This window comes from Pseudomonas sp. CFBP 13602, from assembly GCF_014842725.1.
Classification (GTDB): Bacteria; Pseudomonadota; Gammaproteobacteria; order Pseudomonadales; family Pseudomonadaceae; genus Aquipseudomonas; species Aquipseudomonas baltica.
In genome coordinates this window covers 111350-127285 of record NZ_JACYVT010000005.1, presented here as the reverse complement: position 1 = coordinate 127285, position 15936 = coordinate 111350, and the positions used below count along the sequence as shown (strand labels likewise).

Here is a 15936-nt window from a genome sequence, read left to right as displayed (position 1 = left end):
GCGTCCGGGGGTAGGATCGGCTGATTTCTACGATGACGGCGCTTACCGCCTCACACCCCCCTCACTCCACCGTCACCGACTTCGCCAAGTTGCGCGGCTGATCCACGTCCGTGCCCTTGAGCACCGCCACATAGTACGAAAGCAGCTGCAAAGGAATGGTGTAGAGGATCGGCGCCAGTGCATCGATGATGTGCGGCATGGCCACCACATGGGTGCCGGGACCATTGCTAAGTTGCGCCTGCTCATCGGCGAAGACCACCAGCTCACCGCCGCGGGCACGGACTTCCTGCAGGTTGGACTTGAGCTTTTCCAGCAGCTCGTTGTTCGGCGCCACGGTTACCACGGGCATGTCCTTGTCCACCAGCGCCAGCGGCCCGTGCTTCAACTCACCGGCAGGATAGGCTTCGGCATGAATGTAGGAGATTTCCTTGAGCTTCAGCGCGCCTTCCATCGCCACCGGGAATTGCGCACCGCGGCCCAGGAACAGCGTGTGGTGCTTCTCGGCGAACAGCTCGGCGATGCGCTCGATGGTGGTGTCCATGGCCAGGGCTTCGCCCAGGCGAGTCGGCAAACGACGCAGTTCGGCCACCAGCTCGGCTTCTACGCCCTCCTCCAGCGTTCCGTGCACTTGACCAAGCGACAGCGTCAGCAGCATCAACGCAACCAGTTGAGTGGTGAAGGCTTTGGTCGAAGCGACACCGATTTCCGGACCTGCCTGGGTCAGCAAGGTCAGGTCGGACTCGCGCACCAAAGAGCTGATGCCGACGTTGCAGATCGCCAGGCTTCCGAGGAAGCCCAATTGCTTGCCGTTGCGCAGCGCGGCCAGGGTGTCGGCCGTTTCACCGGACTGTGAAATGGAAACGAACAGCGTGTCGGGCTGCACCACGACCTTGCGATAGCGGAACTCGCTGGCCACTTCGACCTGGCAAGGGATGCCGGCCAGGCCCTCGAGCCAATAGCGCGCAACCATACCGGCGTGATAGCTGGTGCCGCACGCCACGATCTGCACATTGCGCACCTTGGCGAACAGCTCGGCGGCCTGCGGACCGAAGGCCTGCACCAGCACCTGGTTCTGGCCCAGGCGACCTTCCAGGGTGCGCTGTACCACGGTGGGCTGCTCGTGGATCTCTTTCATCATGAAGTGGCGATACTCGCCCTTGTCGGCCGCCTCGGCGCCTTCGTGATACTGCACGCTTTCACGTTGCACAGGCATGCCGGCGGCATCCCAGATCTGCACACTTTCACGGCGGATCTCGGCAATGTCACCTTCCTCCAGGTACATGAAACGGTCGGTCACCTGCCGCAGCGCCAACTGGTCTGAGGCGAGGAAGTTCTCGCCCATGCCCAGGCCGATGACCAGTGGGCTGCCGCTGCGGGCGGCCACCAGACGGTCGGGTTGGTGCACGCTGATGGCCGCCAGGCCGTAGGCGCCATGCAGTTGCTTGACCGTCGCCTTGAGGGCGTCGGCCAGGTCGGGCAATGCCTTGAGGGTGTGATGCAACAGATGCGCGATGACTTCGGTATCGGTCTGCGACGTGAATACGTAGCCCAGCTCCTTGAGCTGGGTGCGCAGGACTTCGTGATTCTCGATGATACCGTTATGCACCACTGCCACTTCAGCAGTGGAAAAGTGCGGGTGGGCGTTCTGTTCGGTCGGCGCACCGTGGGTGGCCCAACGGGTATGGGCGATGCCCAGCTTGCCGAGCAGAGGCTCATCCGCCAGCGCGGCCTGCAGTTCGGCAACCTTGCCGACGCGACGGCGGCGCTGCACGCTGCCATCCTCGCTCAACACGGCTACGCCGGCGCTGTCGTAACCGCGATATTCCAGGCGCTTGAGGCCCTCGACCAGAATGGCAGTGATGTTGCGCTCCGCGATGGCGCCGACGATTCCACACATGTTCGCTTCTCCTAGCTGATAGCGGCGAGCACGAGATCTATCCCGCGCGCCTGAATCTGATCGCGTACTTCGAGGGGCAGGCGATCATCGGTAATGAGGGTGCTGATGCGGCCCCAGGGCAGCTCCAGATTGGGGATCCTGCGTCCGACCTTGTCGGACTCGACCATGACGATCACTTCGCGAGCGACTTCGGCCATCACCCGGCTCAGGCCCAGCAACTCATTGAAGGTCGTGGTGCCGCGCTCCAGATCGATGCCGTCGGCACCGATGAACAACTGGTCGAAGTCATAGGAGCGCAGCACCTGCTCGGCCACCTGGCCCTGGAACGATTCGGAGTGCGGATCCCAAGTGCCGCCGGTCATCAGCAAGACGGGCTCATGCTCCAATGCACTCAGGGCATTGGCGACGTGCAGCGAGTTGGTCATGACCACCAGGCCCGGCAGTTTGCCCAGCTCGGGAATCATCGCAGCGGTGGTGCTGCCACTGTCGATGATGATGCGCGCGTGCTCCTTGATGCGCATGACGGCGGCGCGGGCGATGGATTGCTTGATGGCCGAGACGCGCTGGCTCGGTTCGCCGATCAGCTCCTGCGGCATGGTCACCGCGCCGCCATAGCGACGCAGCAGCAGGCCGTGGCTTTCCAGGGCGGCAAGGTCCTTGCGGATAGTGACTTCGGACGTTGCGAAATGCCTCGCCAAGTTATCCACAGTCACTTCGCCCTGTTCATTGAGCAGGGCAAGGATGCTGTGACGACGTTGGGGCGTATTACGCTTTGACATGGCCTAAGTTTCGATTCGAAAGATAACGAAGGCAATAGAAACCTAAACTGAAAGGTTCGTCAATGGTGTCATCGTATTTCTCATGGCCTCTTCGCGGGCAGAGCCTGCTCCCACAGGGTCCTACCTGAAATTTTGTAGGAGCGGGCTCTGCCCGCGAATGGCCTTATACAATAGCTACACCTGTGGATAACTAAGGCTTCTTGACCTTCACCGGCCGCTTCCACCCTTCGATGTTACGCTGCCGCGCACGTGCCACGCCCAATTGCCCTGCAGGCACCTGTTGGGTGATGGTCGAACCTGCAGCAGTCGTCGATCCCGCCAAGATATCCACAGGTGCGACCAGCGCATTGTTGGAACCGATGAAAACGTCCTCACCAATGGTGGTTTTCCATTTGTTCGCGCCGTCGTAGTTGCAAGTGATGGTACCGGCGCCGATGTTGCTGTTGGCACCTATGTCCGCATCGCCCAGATAACTCAAGTGACCGGCCTTGGCGCCCTCGCCCATACGGGCATTCTTCAGCTCGACGAAGTTACCCACATGCGCCCGGGCTTCCAGCACCGTGCCGGGTCGCAGGCGCGCAAAGGGGCCAGCATCGCTGCCTTCGTGCAGCACTGCACCGTCGAGGTGGCTGTTGGCCTTGACCACCACGCCTCTGCCCAGCGTACTGTCCTTGATGTAGCAGTTGGGCCCGATGACCACATCGTCTTCGATCACCACCCGCCCTTCGAGCACCACATTGACATCGATCAACACGTCCCGACCCACGCTGACTTCACCGCGCACATCGAAGCGCGCCGGGTCGCGCAAGGTCACGCCCTGGGCCATCAACCGACGCCCTTCGCGCAACTGGTAGTGACGCTCCAGTTCCGCAAGTTGACGGCGGTCATTGGCGCCCTGCACCTCCATCGGATCCTGGGCGGTTTCAGTGGCCACCACCAAGCCATCGCTGACAGCCATGGCGATCACATCGGTCAGGTAATACTCACCTTGAGCGTTATTGTTGGACAGGCGCGCCAGCCACTCGGCCAGACGCTTGCCAGGCACTGCGAGAATGCCGGTGTTGCCTTCTCGAATGGCTTTCTGTGCATCGCTGGCGTCCTTGTGCTCGACGATAGCCTGTACCTGGCCATCCGCATCGCGCACGATGCGGCCGTAGCCCGTGGGATCGGCAAGCTCGACGGTGAGCAGGCCTAGCTGGTCGGCACTGACTTTCTGCAGCAGGCGCTGCAACGTCGCCACTTCGATCAGCGGAACGTCGCCGTAAAGTATCAGCACATTGTCGGCCGTCAGGCCTGGCACAGCCTGGGCGACCGCATGGCCGGTGCCCAGCTGCCTGTCCTGCAGCACGAAATTCAGGTCGTCAGCGGCCAGGCGTTCACGTACCGCATCCGCACCGTGGCCAATCACCACGTGGATGTTCTGCGGCTTGAGCTGGCGGGCACTGTGGATAACATGGCCGAGCATTGAATTGCCGGCGACCGGGTGCAACACCTTGGGCAAGGCCGAGCGCATGCGCGTGCCTTGGCCGGCGGCGAGAATGACGATATCGAGAGACATGAACGGCTACCAATCCGGAGAATGGCCAGCAGGCTGACCGGGGAGAAAGTGCTGAAAAAGAAAAAGGGTAGCCGAGGCTACCCTTTTACTCAATCGCAAGTGAGTCGACGCATCAGCCGCCGAATTTCTTGCGGATCTGCTGGACGGTGCGCAGCTGAGCTGCAGCCTCGGCCAGGCGTGCGGCGGCAGATCCGTAGTCGAAGTCTGCGCCTTTTTCGTTCAGGGCCTTCTCGGCAGCCTTGACGGCTTCCTGAGCGGAAGCTTCATCCAGGTCGGCAGCACGCTGCACGGTGTCGGCAAGAACCTTGACCATGTTCGGCTGAACCTCGAGGAAACCACCAGAGATGTAGAACACCTCGGCTTCGCCACCCTGCTTGATCAGGCGGATCGGACCTGGCTTGAGATCGGTGATCAGCGGGGCGTGGCCTGGAGCGATACCGATATCACCCAGGTTACCGTGCGCAATCACCATCTCGACCAGACCGGAAAAGATTTCTCCTTCCGCGCTGACAATATCGCAATGGACTGTCATAGCCATACTTGCCTCAACCTGATTAGCGCCCGTCGCCGGGCGCCAGGATTACAGTTTCTTGGCTTTCTCGATCGCTTCTTCGATGCCGCCGACCATGTAGAACGCTTGTTCCGGCAGGTGGTCGTAGTCGCCGTTGAGGATGCCTTTGAAGCCTGCGATGGTGTCTTTCAGGGAAACGTATTTACCCGAGGCACCGGTGAAGACTTCAGCCACGAAGAACGGCTGCGACAGGAAGCGCTGGATCTTACGAGCGCGGGATACCAACTGCTTGTCGGTTTCCGACAGCTCGTCCATACCCAGGATCGCAATGATGTCCTTCAGCTCTTTGTAGCGCTGCAGCACATACTGAACGCCGCGAGCGGTGTCGTAGTGCTCCTGGCCGATCACGTTCGGGTCCAGCTGGCGCGAAGTCGAGTCCAGTGGATCGACCGCTGGGTAGATACCCAGGGAGGCGATGTCACGGGACAGTACGACGGTGGCGTCCAAGTGGGCGAAGGTGGTCGCAGGCGACGGGTCGGTCAAGTCATCCGCAGGTACGTATACCGCCTGGATCGAGGTGATCGAACCTTCCTTGGTCGAAGTGATGCGTTCCTGCAGAACGCCCATCTCTTCGGCCAGGGTCGGCTGGTAGCCTACTGCCGATGGCATACGGCCCAGCAGTGCGGACACTTCGGTACCGGCCAGGGTGTAACGATAGATGTTGTCGACGAACAGCAGAACGTCGTTACCTTCGTCACGGAATTTCTCGGCCATGGTCAGACCGGTCAGGGCGACGCGCAGACGGTTGCCCGGCGGCTCGTTCATCTGTCCGTAGACAAGGGCTACCTTGTCCAGAACGTTGGAGTCCTTCATCTCGTGGTAGAAGTCGTTACCCTCACGGGTACGCTCGCCCACACCGGCGAACACGGAATAACCGCTGTGCTCGATGGCGATGTTACGGATCAGCTCCATCATGTTCACGGTCTTGCCGACACCGGCACCACCGAACAGACCGACTTTACCGCCCTTGGCGAACGGGCAGACCAGGTCGATGACCTTGATGCCGGTTTCCAACAGGTCGTTGCCGCCTGCCTGATCCGCGAAGGAAGGTGCCGGACGGTGAATGCCCCAGCGCTCTTCGGTGTCGATCGGGCCCGCTTCGTCGATCGGGTTGCCCAGTACGTCCATGATCCGGCCCAGGGTGGCCTTGCCAACGGGTACGGAAATGGCTGCGCCGCTGTCGAGTACGTTCAGGCCGCGTTTGAGGCCTTCGGTGGAACCCATGGCAATGGTACGAACCACGCCGTCGCCCAGCTGCTGCTGGACTTCGAGGGTGGTTTCAGCGCCTTGTACCTTCAGCGCGTTGTAGATGCTCGGTACGCTGTCGCGTGGAAATTCCACGTCGATAACGGCGCCGATGATTTGAACGATACGTCCGCTACTCATAGCTGGATCCTCTGAATATTTGAACCGTTAAACCGCGGCAGCGCCGCCGACGATTTCCGAGATCTCTTGGGTGATCGCAGCCTGACGCGCCTTGTTGTAGATCAGCTGCAAATCGCTGATCAGGTCGCCGGCGTTGTCGGTTGCATTCTTCATCGCGATCATCCGCGCCGCTTGTTCAGCAGCGTTGTTCTCGACCACCGCCTGGTACACCTGCGACTCCACGTAACGCACCATCAGGCCTTCCAGCAGCTCTTTGGCGTCGGGTTCGTACAGGTAATCCCAGTGGTGCTTGAGTTCTTGATCCGGGGTTGCCTCCAACGGGATCAACTGCTCCACCGTCGGTTGTTGCGTCATGGTATTGATGAACTTGTTGGACACCACGGACAGGCGATCGATACGGCCTTCCAGGTACGCGTCCAGCATCACCTTGACGCTGCCGATCAGATCATTGATCGACGGCTCTTCGCCCAGATGGCTGATCGCTGCCACGACGTTGCCGCCGAAGTTGCGAAAGAACGCTGCACCCTTGCTGCCGATCACGCACAGGTCGATTTCGACGCCGCGTTCGCGATTGGCCGCCATGTCCTTGACCAGGGCCTTGAACAGGTTGGTGTTCAAGCCGCCGCACAGACCACGGTCACTGCTCACCACGATATAGCCGACGCGCTTGACGGCGCGTTCGACCATGAACGGGTGGCGGTATTCCGGGTTGGCGTTGGCCAGATGTCCAATCACCTGGCGGATACGTTCCGCGTAGGGACGGCTGGCTGCCATGCGCATTTGTGCCTTGCGCATTTTGCTGACCGCCACTTTTTCCATGGCGCTGGTAATTTTTTGCGTGCTTTTGATGCTCGCAATCTTACTGCGAATCTCTTTTGCGCCTGCCATGTAACACCTATCAGGTTAGCAAGCAGGGGCCTTGCGGCCCCTGCTGCGGCTTACCAGGTTTGGGTGGCCTTGAACTTCTCGATACCGGCCTTGAGGCCCGCGTCGATTTCGTCATTGAAGTCACCCTTCACGTTGATCTTCGCCAACAGGTCGGCGTGATCGCGGTTGAAGTAAGCAATCAGGGCCTGCTCGAAGCTACCTACCTTGGCGATCTCGACGTCAGTCAGGAAACCACGCTCGGCGGCATACAGCGACAGCGCCATGTCGGCGATCGACATTGGCGAGTACTGCTTCTGCTTCATCAGCTCGGTCACGCGCTGGCCGTGTTCGAGCTGCTTGCGGGTGGCTTCGTCCAGGTCAGACGCGAACTGGGCGAATGCCGCCAGTTCACGGTACTGAGCCAGAGCGGTACGGATACCACCGGACAGCTTCTTGATGATCTTGGTCTGAGCGGCACCACCTACGCGGGATACCGAAACACCGGCGTTCACTGCAGGGCGGATGCCCGAGTTGAACATGGCCGATTCCAGGAAGATCTGACCGTCGGTGATGGAAATCACGTTGGTCGGAACGAACGCGGAAACGTCGCCAGCCTGGGTTTCGATGATCGGCAACGCGGTCAGGGAACCGGTCTTGCCGGTCACTGCGCCGTTGGTGAACTTCTCGACGTACTCTTCGGAAACGCGCGAAGCACGCTCCAGCAAGCGGGAGTGGAGATAGAACACGTCGCCTGGGTAGGCTTCACGACCTGGTGGACGGCGCAGCAGCAGGGAAATCTGGCGGTAGGCCACTGCTTGCTTGGACAGATCGTCGTAGACGATCAGTGCGTCTTCACCGCGGTCACGGAAGAACTCTCCCATGGTGCAGCCGGAGTACGGCGCGAGGAACTGCAGCGCAGGAGATTCCGAGGCACTGGCAGCCACCACGATGGTGTTGGCCAGGGCGCCGTTTTCTTCCAGCTTGCGTACCACGTTGGCGATGGTCGACTGCTTCTGACCGATGGCGACGTAGACGCAGAAGATACCGGAGTTCTTCTGGTTGATGATCGCGTCGATCGCCAGAGCGGTCTTGCCGATCTGACGGTCGCCGATGATCAGCTCGCGCTGGCCACGGCCGACAGGGATCATGGCGTCGACGGCCTTGTAGCCAGTCTGCACAGGCTGGTCTACCGACTTACGCCAGATAACGCCCGGTGCAACCTTCTCGACCGCGTCGGTCTCGGTGTTGCCCAGCGGACCCTTGCCATCGACAGGGTTGCCCAGTGCGTCGACGACGCGACCCAGCAGTTCCTTGCCAACCGGAACTTCCAGGATGCGGCCGGTGCACTTGGCGCTCATGCCTTCGGCCAGACTGGTGTACGCGCCCAGTACCACGGCGCCTACGGAGTCCTGCTCCAGGTTGAGTGCCATGCCGAAGACGCCGCCTGGAAACTCGATCATTTCGCCGTACATGACGTCGGCCAGACCGTGGATCCGTACGATACCGTCGGAAACGCTGACGACGGTGCCTTCGTTACGGGCTTGGGAAGTCACATCGAGCTTGTCGATGCGACCCTTGATGATTTCACTTATTTCGGAAGGATTGAGTTGCTGCATTGCTCTGCTGCCCCTTCAAACTCAAGATTTCAATGCTTCGGCCAGTTTCGCGAGTTTGCCGCGAATCGAGCCATCGATAACCAGGTCGCCGGCGCGGATGACGACGCCACCTATCAGGCTGGCATCCTCCGCAACTTGCAGGCGCACTTCCCGGTCGAGTCGTGCACTGAGAACCTTGGCGAGTTTGTCTTGCTGTTCTTGGTTCAATGCGAAGGCACTGGTGACTTCCACGTCGACCGATTTTTCCTGCTCGGCCTTGTACAGGTCGAACAGCTCGGCGATCTCCGGCAACAGCAGGAGACGGTCGTTTTCGGCAACGACGTGGATGAAATTCTGTGCCTTGGCATCGAACTTGTCGCCGCACACGTCAATGAACGTGGCGGCCTTGTCTGCGCTCGTCAGTCGCGGGGCCTTGAGCAGGCTCTGCATGGTGGCGTCTTGCGCCACCGCTGCAGCCAGGCCGAGCATGGCTGACCAATTGGCCAGCTGCTGGTGGGCCTGAGCGTGCTCGAAGGCCGCCTTAGCGTAAGGTCGGGCCAACGTGGTCAGTTCTGCCATGATCGCCCTCGCTTAGATTTCAGCAGCCAGTTTGTTAACCAGCTCCGCGTGCGCGTTTTGATCGATTGTGGCGCCCAGAATCTTCTCGGCACCGCCCACGGCCAGCATACCCAGTTGGGCACGCAGCGCGTCTTTGACGCCGTTCAGTTCCTGCTCGATCTCGGCTTGAGCCTGCACTTTCACACGGTCAGCGTCGATACGGGCCTTTTCAACGGCCTCTTCGACGATCTGGTTGCCGCGTTTCTTCGCCTGCTCAATGATTTCGGCTGCCTGAGCTTTCGCTTCGCGCAGTTGATGACCCACTTTCTCTTGGGCCAACTCCAGGTCGCGAGCTGCTCGGCTGGCAGCGTCCAAACCATCAGCGATCTTCTTCTGACGTTCGTGCAAAGCCGCGATGACCGGAGGCCACACGAACTTCATGCAGAACAGCACAAAAATGAAGAACGCAACGGTCTGGCCAATCAGGGTTGCATTAATGTTCACGCCAACACCTCGCTCGTTCTTTGTCCATCACACCAATCCACTCGAAGGTTCGAGAGATCAGCCAGCGAGTTGACCAACGAAGGGGTTCGCGAAGGTGAAGAACAGAGCGATACCAACACCGATCATGGTCACGGCGTCGAGCAGACCGGCGACGATGAACATTTTCACTTGCAGCATCGGAACCATTTCTGGCTGGCGAGCAGCGCCTTCCAGGAACTTGCCGCCCAGCAGGCCGAAGCCGATAGCGGTACCCAGTGCGCCCAGGCCGATCAGCAGAGCAACAGCGATAGCGGTTAGACCAACTACAGTTTCCATCTTTCCTCCCGACTTTTTACGTCGTCTTTTGCTTGGTTTTTAGGTTTTAAAGCGGTGTTACAAACCGGTGTTTCGGCCCGGAGGGGCCTCCCTCGCGCCAGGGCGCGAGGGGCATCAGACTCGCCAGGCGGGTCTCAATGATTTTCTTCATGTGCCATCGAAAGGTAGACGATGGTCAGCATCATGAAGATGAATGCCTGCAGCGTGATGATCAGGATGTGGAACACGGCCCACGCCCACTGCAGCACGACGCCCAGGCCGCTGAGCCACAACAGGCCGCTGCCGAACATCACGGCGATCAGGATGAACACCAGCTCGCCGGCGTACATGTTGCCGAACAGTCGCAGTGCCAGCGAGATCGGCTTGGCGATCAGGGTGACGAATTCGAGCAGGAAGTTCACCGGGATCAGCAGGATCTTGGCGAAGATGTTCTTGCTGCCGAACGGGTGCAGGGTCAGCTCGCCGATGAAGCCGCCCAGGCCCTTGACCTTGATGCTGTAGAAGATGATCAGCGCGAACACCGACAGGGCCATGCCCAGGGTCGCGTTCGGATCGGTGGTCGGTACGGCGCGGAACGGGATGTGCGAGTCGCCGGAGATCCAGGCCGCAGCCATCGGGATCCAGTCGACCGGAACCAGGTCGATGGCGTTCATCAGGAACACCCAGACGAAGATCGTCAGCGCCAGCGGCGCGATCACCGCACTGCGGCCGTGGAAGCTGTCACGCACGCTGCCATCGACGAACTCGACCAGCACCTCGACGAAGTTCTGCAGGGCGCCCGGCTGACCGGACGTTGCCTTCTTCGCCGCCATGCGGAAGATCAGGATGAAGATCAGGCCCAGGGCAACCGACCAGCCAAGGGTATCGACGTGGAACGCCCAAAACCCCATTTCCTTGGCTTCTGCAGCGGTGTGGGCAAAGCCCCAGCCGCCTTCTGGTAGCTGACCGAAGGTCAAGTTCTGCAAGTGGTGCTGGATATAGCCCGAAGCGGTTGTTTCTGCCATGGTTGCCTCAAACGCCCTAAGGTCTCGAAAGTCTTGTTTTCATGAGCAGGGGTGCGAACCAGCTGACCAGTTGGGTCAACCCGAAGACGCCGAATACAGCCAGCGGCGCCAGTGGTTTCACTCCTGCGAACGTCAGTGCGAACAGCACTGCCGTCAAAATCAGCTTGCCAGCCTCGCCGGCGTAGAACGACCGGACGATGGCTTGTGCGGCCCGGGCTCCGGTGAACCGGAATGCCTTCCAGGCGAAATACAGATTGGGCAACCAGGCGATCAGGCCTCCGCAGAGACCCGAATAACCGCTGACCGCCCCGAGCCATTGCCACAGCACCAGAGCTGCCAGCAACGCGACGACACCTTGCGCCAACAACATCGGGAAAACGACCCATTGATGGAACGGCAGGCGGTTTGGCGTGCGGGTTTCCATCGTGGCGACTCCTCAATGGTCGACGTGCCATAAGCCTTAACTTGGCATAAATTGTGCCGACAAAATGCGCGCAGAGTATAGGGGCGCTTCCGCCCCTATTCAACTGCCGGGTAGTGATTTCCGACTGCGCGCTACATAGGGAATTGTTTCAGCGAATGTGTGCGAGCACACCCTGCAACTCGTCCAGCGAGTTATAGCGGATCACCAACTGGCCCTTGCCCTTCTGTCCGTGGCGAATCTGCACCGCAGAGCCCAGCCGCTCGGCCAGGCGCTGTTCCAGCCGGGTGATGTCCGGGTCGGCTTTGGCCGGCTCCACGGGCTCAGGTTTGCCACTGAGCCACTGCCTGACCAGGGCTTCGGTCTGGCGCACGGTCAAACCGCGTGCGACAACGTGTCGCGCCCCTTCGACCTGCTGTTCGTCCGGCAGACCGAGCAACGCGCGCGCATGCCCCATTTCCAGATCGCCGTGGGACAGCATGGTCTTGATCACTTCAGGCAAGGCGATCAGGCGCAGCAGGTTGGCCACGGTGACCCGCGACTTGCCCACCGCATCGGCCACCTGCTGCTGGGTCAACTGGAACTCGTGCTGCAGGCGTTGCAGGGCAATGGCCTCTTCCACCGGGTTGAGGTCTTCGCGCTGGATGTTTTCGATCAATGCCATGGCGATCGCGGCTTCGTCGGGCACATCGCGAACCATGGCCGGAATGGTCTCCAGGCCGGCCTGTTGCGCGGCGCGCCAGCGGCGCTCCCCGGCGATGATCTCGAACCGCGAGTTGGCCACCGGCCGTACCACGATCGGTTGCATCACGCCCTGGGTCTTGATCGAGTGCGCCAACTCTTCGAGCGCCTGCGGGTCCATGTCCCGACGTGGCTGGTATTTACCGCGCTGGATGACGTCCAGGGGCAAATGCTGCAACTCGTTCTGGTCGACCGTGACGGCCTGCTCTTCGAGCGCACTGACGGTCGAACCGCTGAGCAGCGCATCCAGCCCACGCCCGAGACCACGTTTCTTGACGGCCATTGGATTCCTTAAATGACTGCAGCGGTGCGAGATTGGCGACGCTGCCGACGAACCATCTCGCCAGCCAGTGCCAGGTAGGCCAGGGCGCCGCGTGACGATTTGTCGTACGTGAGCGCCGGCATCCCATAGCTGGGAGCTTCGGCCAGACGAATGTTGCGCGGGATGACGGTATCGTAGAGCTGGTCGCCGAAGTGCTCCTTGAGCTGCGCCGACACATCGTTCATCAGGCTCAGGCGCGGGTCGTACATGGTCCGCAGCAAACCCTCGACCTTGAGGTCCGGATTCAGCAGTTCGGCGATGCGCTTGATGTTGTCCACAAGGTCGCTCAGCCCTTCCAGGGCGAAATACTCGCACTGCATCGGAATGATCACGCCATCGGACGCCACCAGCGCATTGAGGGTCAGCATCGACAGCGAGGGCGGGCAGTCGATCAGAATGTAGTCGTAGTTGTTGCGCACCGGCGCCAGCGCACTGCGCAGCCGGCTCTCTTTCATCTGCATTTCCAGCAGGACCACCTCGGCCGCCGTCAGGTCGCGGTTGGCCGGCAGCAACTGATACCCGCCGTGCTCGGAGAAGTGCATGGCCTGGGCCAGGTCGCACTCGCCGATCAGCACGTCGTAGATGGAGTTTTCAAGTGCGTGCTTGTCCACTCCGCTACCCATGGTGGCGTTGCCCTGCGGATCGAGGTCGATCAGCAGCACGCGGCGCTTGGTCGCGACCAGCGATGCTGCGAGGTTGATGCAGGTGGTGGTCTTGCCCACACCACCTTTCTGGTTCGCTATCGCGAATACCTTAGCCATTATTGCTCGTGTTCCCAATCATGCCGTGCGGCGCAGTATCAGCAGATGGCGTTGGCCTTGGCAACCGGGGACGGCCAAGGCGTGTTCGCTATCAAGGTGGAAGTCCGCTGGCAATGCTACCAGTTCGTCAGCTGGATGCAGCCCTTTCATCGCCAACCAGCGTGTGTCGACGTTGCCCAGGTGGCGTGTCCAGTGGGCAAAATCGTGCAGGCTGCTGAACGCGCGGGAAACGATACCGGCGAAAGGTTGCTCGGGGACGAAGGTTTCGGCGCGGCTGTGGATAACTTGCAGGTTGGCCAATCCCAGCTCCAGTTTCACCTGGGTCTGGAAGCGGGTTTTCTTGCCATTGCTGTCGAGCGTGGCGATCCGTTTTTCAGGAAACATGATCGCCAGCGGGATGCCTGGCATGCCGCCGCCGCTGCCGACATCCAGCCAGCTGTCGGCGGCTGCCAGGTGCGGCAGGATGCTCAGGCTGTCGAGCAGGTGCCGGGAAACCATCTCGTCGGGATTGCGCACCGCCGTCAGGTTGTACGCCTTGTTCCATTTGATCAACAGGGCCAGGTAGGCCAACAGCTGCTCGCGCTGGCCTTCGGACAGTTCGACGCCCAATTGCCGGGCGCCTGTGGACAACTCTTCGCGGTGCTGTTCGGTGACCATGGAACTCAAGCGCTTTGCTCCAACTCACGGCCTGCGCCGCGTTTTTTCAGATGAATCATCAACAGCGAAATGGCAGCGGGCGTCACACCCGGTATACGCGATGCCTGGCCCAGGGTCTCGGGACGAGTGGCGCCCAGCTTGCCCTGGATTTCCTTGGACAACCCGGAGATGCCGACGTAGTCGATATCCACAGGCAGACGAGTGTCTTCGCTGGCACGCAGCCGGGCGATCTCGTCCTGTTGACGATCGATGTACCCGGCGTACTTGGTCTTGATCTCGACCTGTTCGGCCACCTGTGGATCCTGCGCGCCGCCACCGGTGACTTCGACCAGACCGACATAGTCGATTTCCGGACGGCTGAGCAGGTTAAGCAGGTTGTATTCATGGGTCAACGGCGTACCGAATTTCTCGGCAAGCGCATCGCCCACGGCGGTGTTCGGCCGGACCCAGGTGCTCTTGAGCCGCTGTTCCTCGATTTCGATGGCTTCGCGCTTGGCACTGAACGCTGCCCAACGGGCGTCGTCGACCAGGCCCAGCTCGCGACCCTTTTCGGTCAGGCGCAGGTCTGCGTTGTCCTCGCGCAGGATCAGGCGATACTCGGCCCGCGAGGTGAACATCCGGTACGGTTCCTGGGTGCCCAGGGTGATCAGGTCATCGACCAGCACGCCGATGTAGGCTTCGTCCCGGCGCGGGCACCAGGCGTCTTTGCCCTGTGCACGCAACGCCGCGTTGGCGCCGGCCAGCAACCCCTGCGCGCCGGCCTCTTCGTAGCCGGTGGTGCCGTTGATCTGCCCGGCGAAGAACAGACCGGCGATCACCTTGGTTTCGAGGCTGTACTTGAGATCGCGTGGATCGAAGTAGTCGTATTCGATGGCGTAGCCGGGACGCATGATGTGTGCGTTTTCCATGCCACGGATCGAACGGACGATCTGCAGCTGCACATCGAACGGCAGGGACGTGGAAATACCGTTGGGGTACAGCTCGTGGGTGGTCAGCCCCTCCGGCTCGATGAACACCTGATGGCTCTGCTTGTCGGCGAAGCGGTGAATCTTGTCTTCGATCGAGGGGCAGTACCGTGGACCTACGCCTTCGATTTCACCGGCTGCCGAATACATCGGCGAGCGATCGAGGTTGGCCGCGATGATTTCATGGGTGCGCGCGTTGGTATGGGTGATCCAGCAACTGACCTGGCGCGGATGCAGTGCCTTGGATCCCATGAACGACATCACCGGGATCGGGGTATCGCCCGGCTGCTCGGTCATCACCGAAAAGTCCACGGACTTGCCGTCGATGCGCGGCGGTGTACCGGTCTTCAACCGGCCTACTCGCAGGGGCAGTTCACGCAGGCGATGGGCCAGGGCGATCGACGGCGGATCGCCCGCACGCCCACCCGAATAATTCTGCAAACCGATGTGGATGAGCCCGCCGAGGAAGGTACCGGTGGTGAGCACCACGGAATCGGCCATGAAGCGCAGGCCCATCTGGGTGACCACGCCCTTGACCTCGTCCTGCTCGACGATCAGGTCATCTGCCGGCTGCTGGAATATCCACAGGTTGGGTTGATTCTCCAGGATTTCGCGGATCGCCGCCTTGTACAGGACCCGGTCGGCCTGGGCACGGGTGGCCCGCACCGCGGGGCCCTTGCGGTTGTTGAGTACGCGAAACTGAATGCCACCCTTGTCGGTAGCCAGTGCCATGGCACCGCCGAGCGCATCGATCTCCTTTACCAGGTGGCTCTTGCCGATGCCGCCGATGGCCGGGTTGCAACTCATGGCACCGAGGGTTTCCACGTTGTGCGTCAACAGCAGGGTCTTTGCACCCATGCGTGCTGAGGCCAGTGCTGCCTCGGTACCGGCATGACCGCCGCCGATGACGATCACTTCAAAACGGGAAGGGAAATCCACCACGCACCTCGTGCCTGTTCAATGTGGGTAATTGGGATAGCGGCGCAGTATAGGGAATTTGCCTCGGCTAAAGAACCCTTCTGCACAAAAAATAAC

The 15936-nt window shown here is 60.8% G+C and carries 16 protein-coding genes; all 16 read right to left on the bottom strand.

Features of this window, described 5'->3' with window-relative positions; all coding sequences use genetic code 11:
- Positions 1-61 precede the first annotated feature (61 nt).
- Complete coding sequence (gene glmS, locus IFU31_RS11815) at positions 62-1897, bottom strand: glutamine--fructose-6-phosphate transaminase (isomerizing) (protein ID WP_122480028.1); 1836 nt, start codon at positions 1895-1897, stop codon at positions 62-64.
- 11 nt (positions 1898-1908) lie between these two features.
- On the bottom strand, positions 1909-2676 hold the full coding sequence (locus IFU31_RS11810) for a DeoR/GlpR family DNA-binding transcription regulator (protein WP_192103050.1): 768 nt from the start codon (positions 2674-2676) through the stop codon (positions 1909-1911).
- 190 nt (positions 2677-2866) lie between these two features.
- A complete protein-coding gene (glmU, locus tag IFU31_RS11805; protein ID WP_122480030.1) occupies positions 2867-4234 on the bottom strand; it encodes a bifunctional UDP-N-acetylglucosamine diphosphorylase/glucosamine-1-phosphate N-acetyltransferase GlmU in 1368 nt (455 codons plus the stop codon).
- Positions 4235-4346: 112 nt separating this feature from the next.
- Positions 4347-4772 (bottom strand): F0F1 ATP synthase subunit epsilon, encoded by a 426-nt coding sequence (locus tag IFU31_RS11800; RefSeq protein WP_043192055.1) that lies wholly within the window; start codon positions 4770-4772, stop codon positions 4347-4349.
- 42 nt (positions 4773-4814) lie between these two features.
- Positions 4815-6191 carry a F0F1 ATP synthase subunit beta gene (atpD, locus tag IFU31_RS11795; protein ID WP_122480031.1) on the bottom strand — a complete coding sequence of 459 codons (1377 nt, stop codon included), beginning with the start codon at positions 6189-6191 and terminating at the stop codon, positions 4815-4817.
- A gap of 27 nt (positions 6192-6218) precedes the next feature.
- Entirely contained in the window at positions 6219-7079 is an 861-nt protein-coding gene (gene atpG, locus IFU31_RS11790; protein ID WP_192103048.1) for a F0F1 ATP synthase subunit gamma, read from the bottom strand.
- 50 nt (positions 7080-7129) lie between these two features.
- Positions 7130-8674, bottom strand: a complete 1545-nt coding sequence (gene atpA / locus IFU31_RS11785) for a F0F1 ATP synthase subunit alpha (RefSeq protein ID WP_122480032.1) — start codon at positions 8672-8674, stop codon at positions 7130-7132.
- A 21-nt stretch (positions 8675-8695) separates the two neighbouring features.
- Positions 8696-9232 carry a F0F1 ATP synthase subunit delta gene (locus tag IFU31_RS11780; protein WP_043192047.1) on the bottom strand — a complete coding sequence of 179 codons (537 nt, stop codon included), beginning with the start codon at positions 9230-9232 and terminating at the stop codon, positions 8696-8698.
- Between the two features lie 12 nt (positions 9233-9244).
- Positions 9245-9715, bottom strand: coding sequence for a F0F1 ATP synthase subunit B (locus tag IFU31_RS11775; protein WP_122480033.1), 471 nt, complete (start codon positions 9713-9715; stop codon positions 9245-9247).
- Positions 9716-9772: 57 nt separating this feature from the next.
- Positions 9773-10030 carry a F0F1 ATP synthase subunit C gene (atpE, locus tag IFU31_RS11770; protein ID WP_002555987.1) on the bottom strand — a complete coding sequence of 86 codons (258 nt, stop codon included), beginning with the start codon at positions 10028-10030 and terminating at the stop codon, positions 9773-9775.
- A gap of 134 nt (positions 10031-10164) precedes the next feature.
- Complete coding sequence (gene atpB, locus IFU31_RS11765; protein WP_122480034.1) at positions 10165-11034, bottom strand: F0F1 ATP synthase subunit A; 870 nt, start codon at positions 11032-11034, stop codon at positions 10165-10167.
- Positions 11035-11050: 16 nt separating this feature from the next.
- Positions 11051-11458: a F0F1 ATP synthase subunit I gene (locus IFU31_RS11760; protein ID WP_122796674.1), complete on the bottom strand. Its 408-nt coding sequence runs from the start codon at positions 11456-11458 to the stop codon at positions 11051-11053.
- A gap of 148 nt (positions 11459-11606) precedes the next feature.
- On the bottom strand, positions 11607-12479 hold the full coding sequence (locus IFU31_RS11755; RefSeq protein WP_122716089.1) for a ParB/RepB/Spo0J family partition protein: 873 nt from the start codon (positions 12477-12479) through the stop codon (positions 11607-11609).
- 8 nt (positions 12480-12487) lie between these two features.
- Entirely contained in the window at positions 12488-13279 is a 792-nt protein-coding gene (locus IFU31_RS11750; protein WP_122480037.1) for a ParA family protein, read from the bottom strand.
- Between the two features lie 18 nt (positions 13280-13297).
- Complete coding sequence (rsmG, locus tag IFU31_RS11745) at positions 13298-13936, bottom strand: 16S rRNA (guanine(527)-N(7))-methyltransferase RsmG (RefSeq protein WP_185794795.1); 639 nt, start codon at positions 13934-13936, stop codon at positions 13298-13300.
- 5 nt (positions 13937-13941) lie between these two features.
- On the bottom strand, positions 13942-15840 hold the full coding sequence (mnmG, locus tag IFU31_RS11740; RefSeq protein ID WP_185794629.1) for a tRNA uridine-5-carboxymethylaminomethyl(34) synthesis enzyme MnmG: 1899 nt from the start codon (positions 15838-15840) through the stop codon (positions 13942-13944).
- Positions 15841-15936 lie beyond the last annotated feature (96 nt).

Coding starts and splice junctions, on each gene's coding strand:
- IFU31_RS11780 (WP_043192047.1), bottom strand. CDS start 9,232: ATGGCAGAACTGACCACGTTGGCCCGACCTTACGCTAAGGCGGCCTTC.
- atpB (WP_122480034.1), bottom strand. CDS start 11,034: ATGGCAGAAACAACCGCTTCGGGCTATATCCAGCACCACTTGCAGAAC.
- atpG (WP_192103048.1), bottom strand. CDS start 7,079: ATGGCAGGCGCAAAAGAGATTCGCAGTAAGATTGCGAGCATCAAAAGC.
- rsmG (WP_185794795.1), bottom strand. CDS start 13,936: ATGGTCACCGAACAGCACCGCGAAGAGTTGTCCACAGGCGCCCGGCAA.
- IFU31_RS11760 (WP_122796674.1), bottom strand. CDS start 11,458: ATGGAAACCCGCACGCCAAACCGCCTGCCGTTCCATCAATGGGTCGTT.
- IFU31_RS11800 (WP_043192055.1), bottom strand. CDS start 4,772: ATGGCTATGACAGTCCATTGCGATATTGTCAGCGCGGAAGGAGAAATC.
- glmS (WP_122480028.1), bottom strand. CDS start 1,897: ATGTGTGGAATCGTCGGCGCCATCGCGGAGCGCAACATCACTGCCATT.
- atpA (WP_122480032.1), bottom strand. CDS start 8,674: ATGCAGCAACTCAATCCTTCCGAAATAAGTGAAATCATCAAGGGTCGC.
- glmU (WP_122480030.1), bottom strand. CDS start 4,234: ATGTCTCTCGATATCGTCATTCTCGCCGCCGGCCAAGGCACGCGCATG.
- atpD (WP_122480031.1), bottom strand. CDS start 6,191: ATGAGTAGCGGACGTATCGTTCAAATCATCGGCGCCGTTATCGACGTG.
- IFU31_RS11810 (WP_192103050.1), bottom strand. CDS start 2,676: ATGTCAAAGCGTAATACGCCCCAACGTCGTCACAGCATCCTTGCCCTG.
- IFU31_RS11750 (WP_122480037.1), bottom strand. CDS start 13,279: ATGGCTAAGGTATTCGCGATAGCGAACCAGAAAGGTGGTGTGGGCAAG.
- atpE (WP_002555987.1), bottom strand. CDS start 10,030: ATGGAAACTGTAGTTGGTCTAACCGCTATCGCTGTTGCTCTGCTGATC.
- IFU31_RS11755 (WP_122716089.1), bottom strand. CDS start 12,479: ATGGCCGTCAAGAAACGTGGTCTCGGGCGTGGGCTGGATGCGCTGCTC.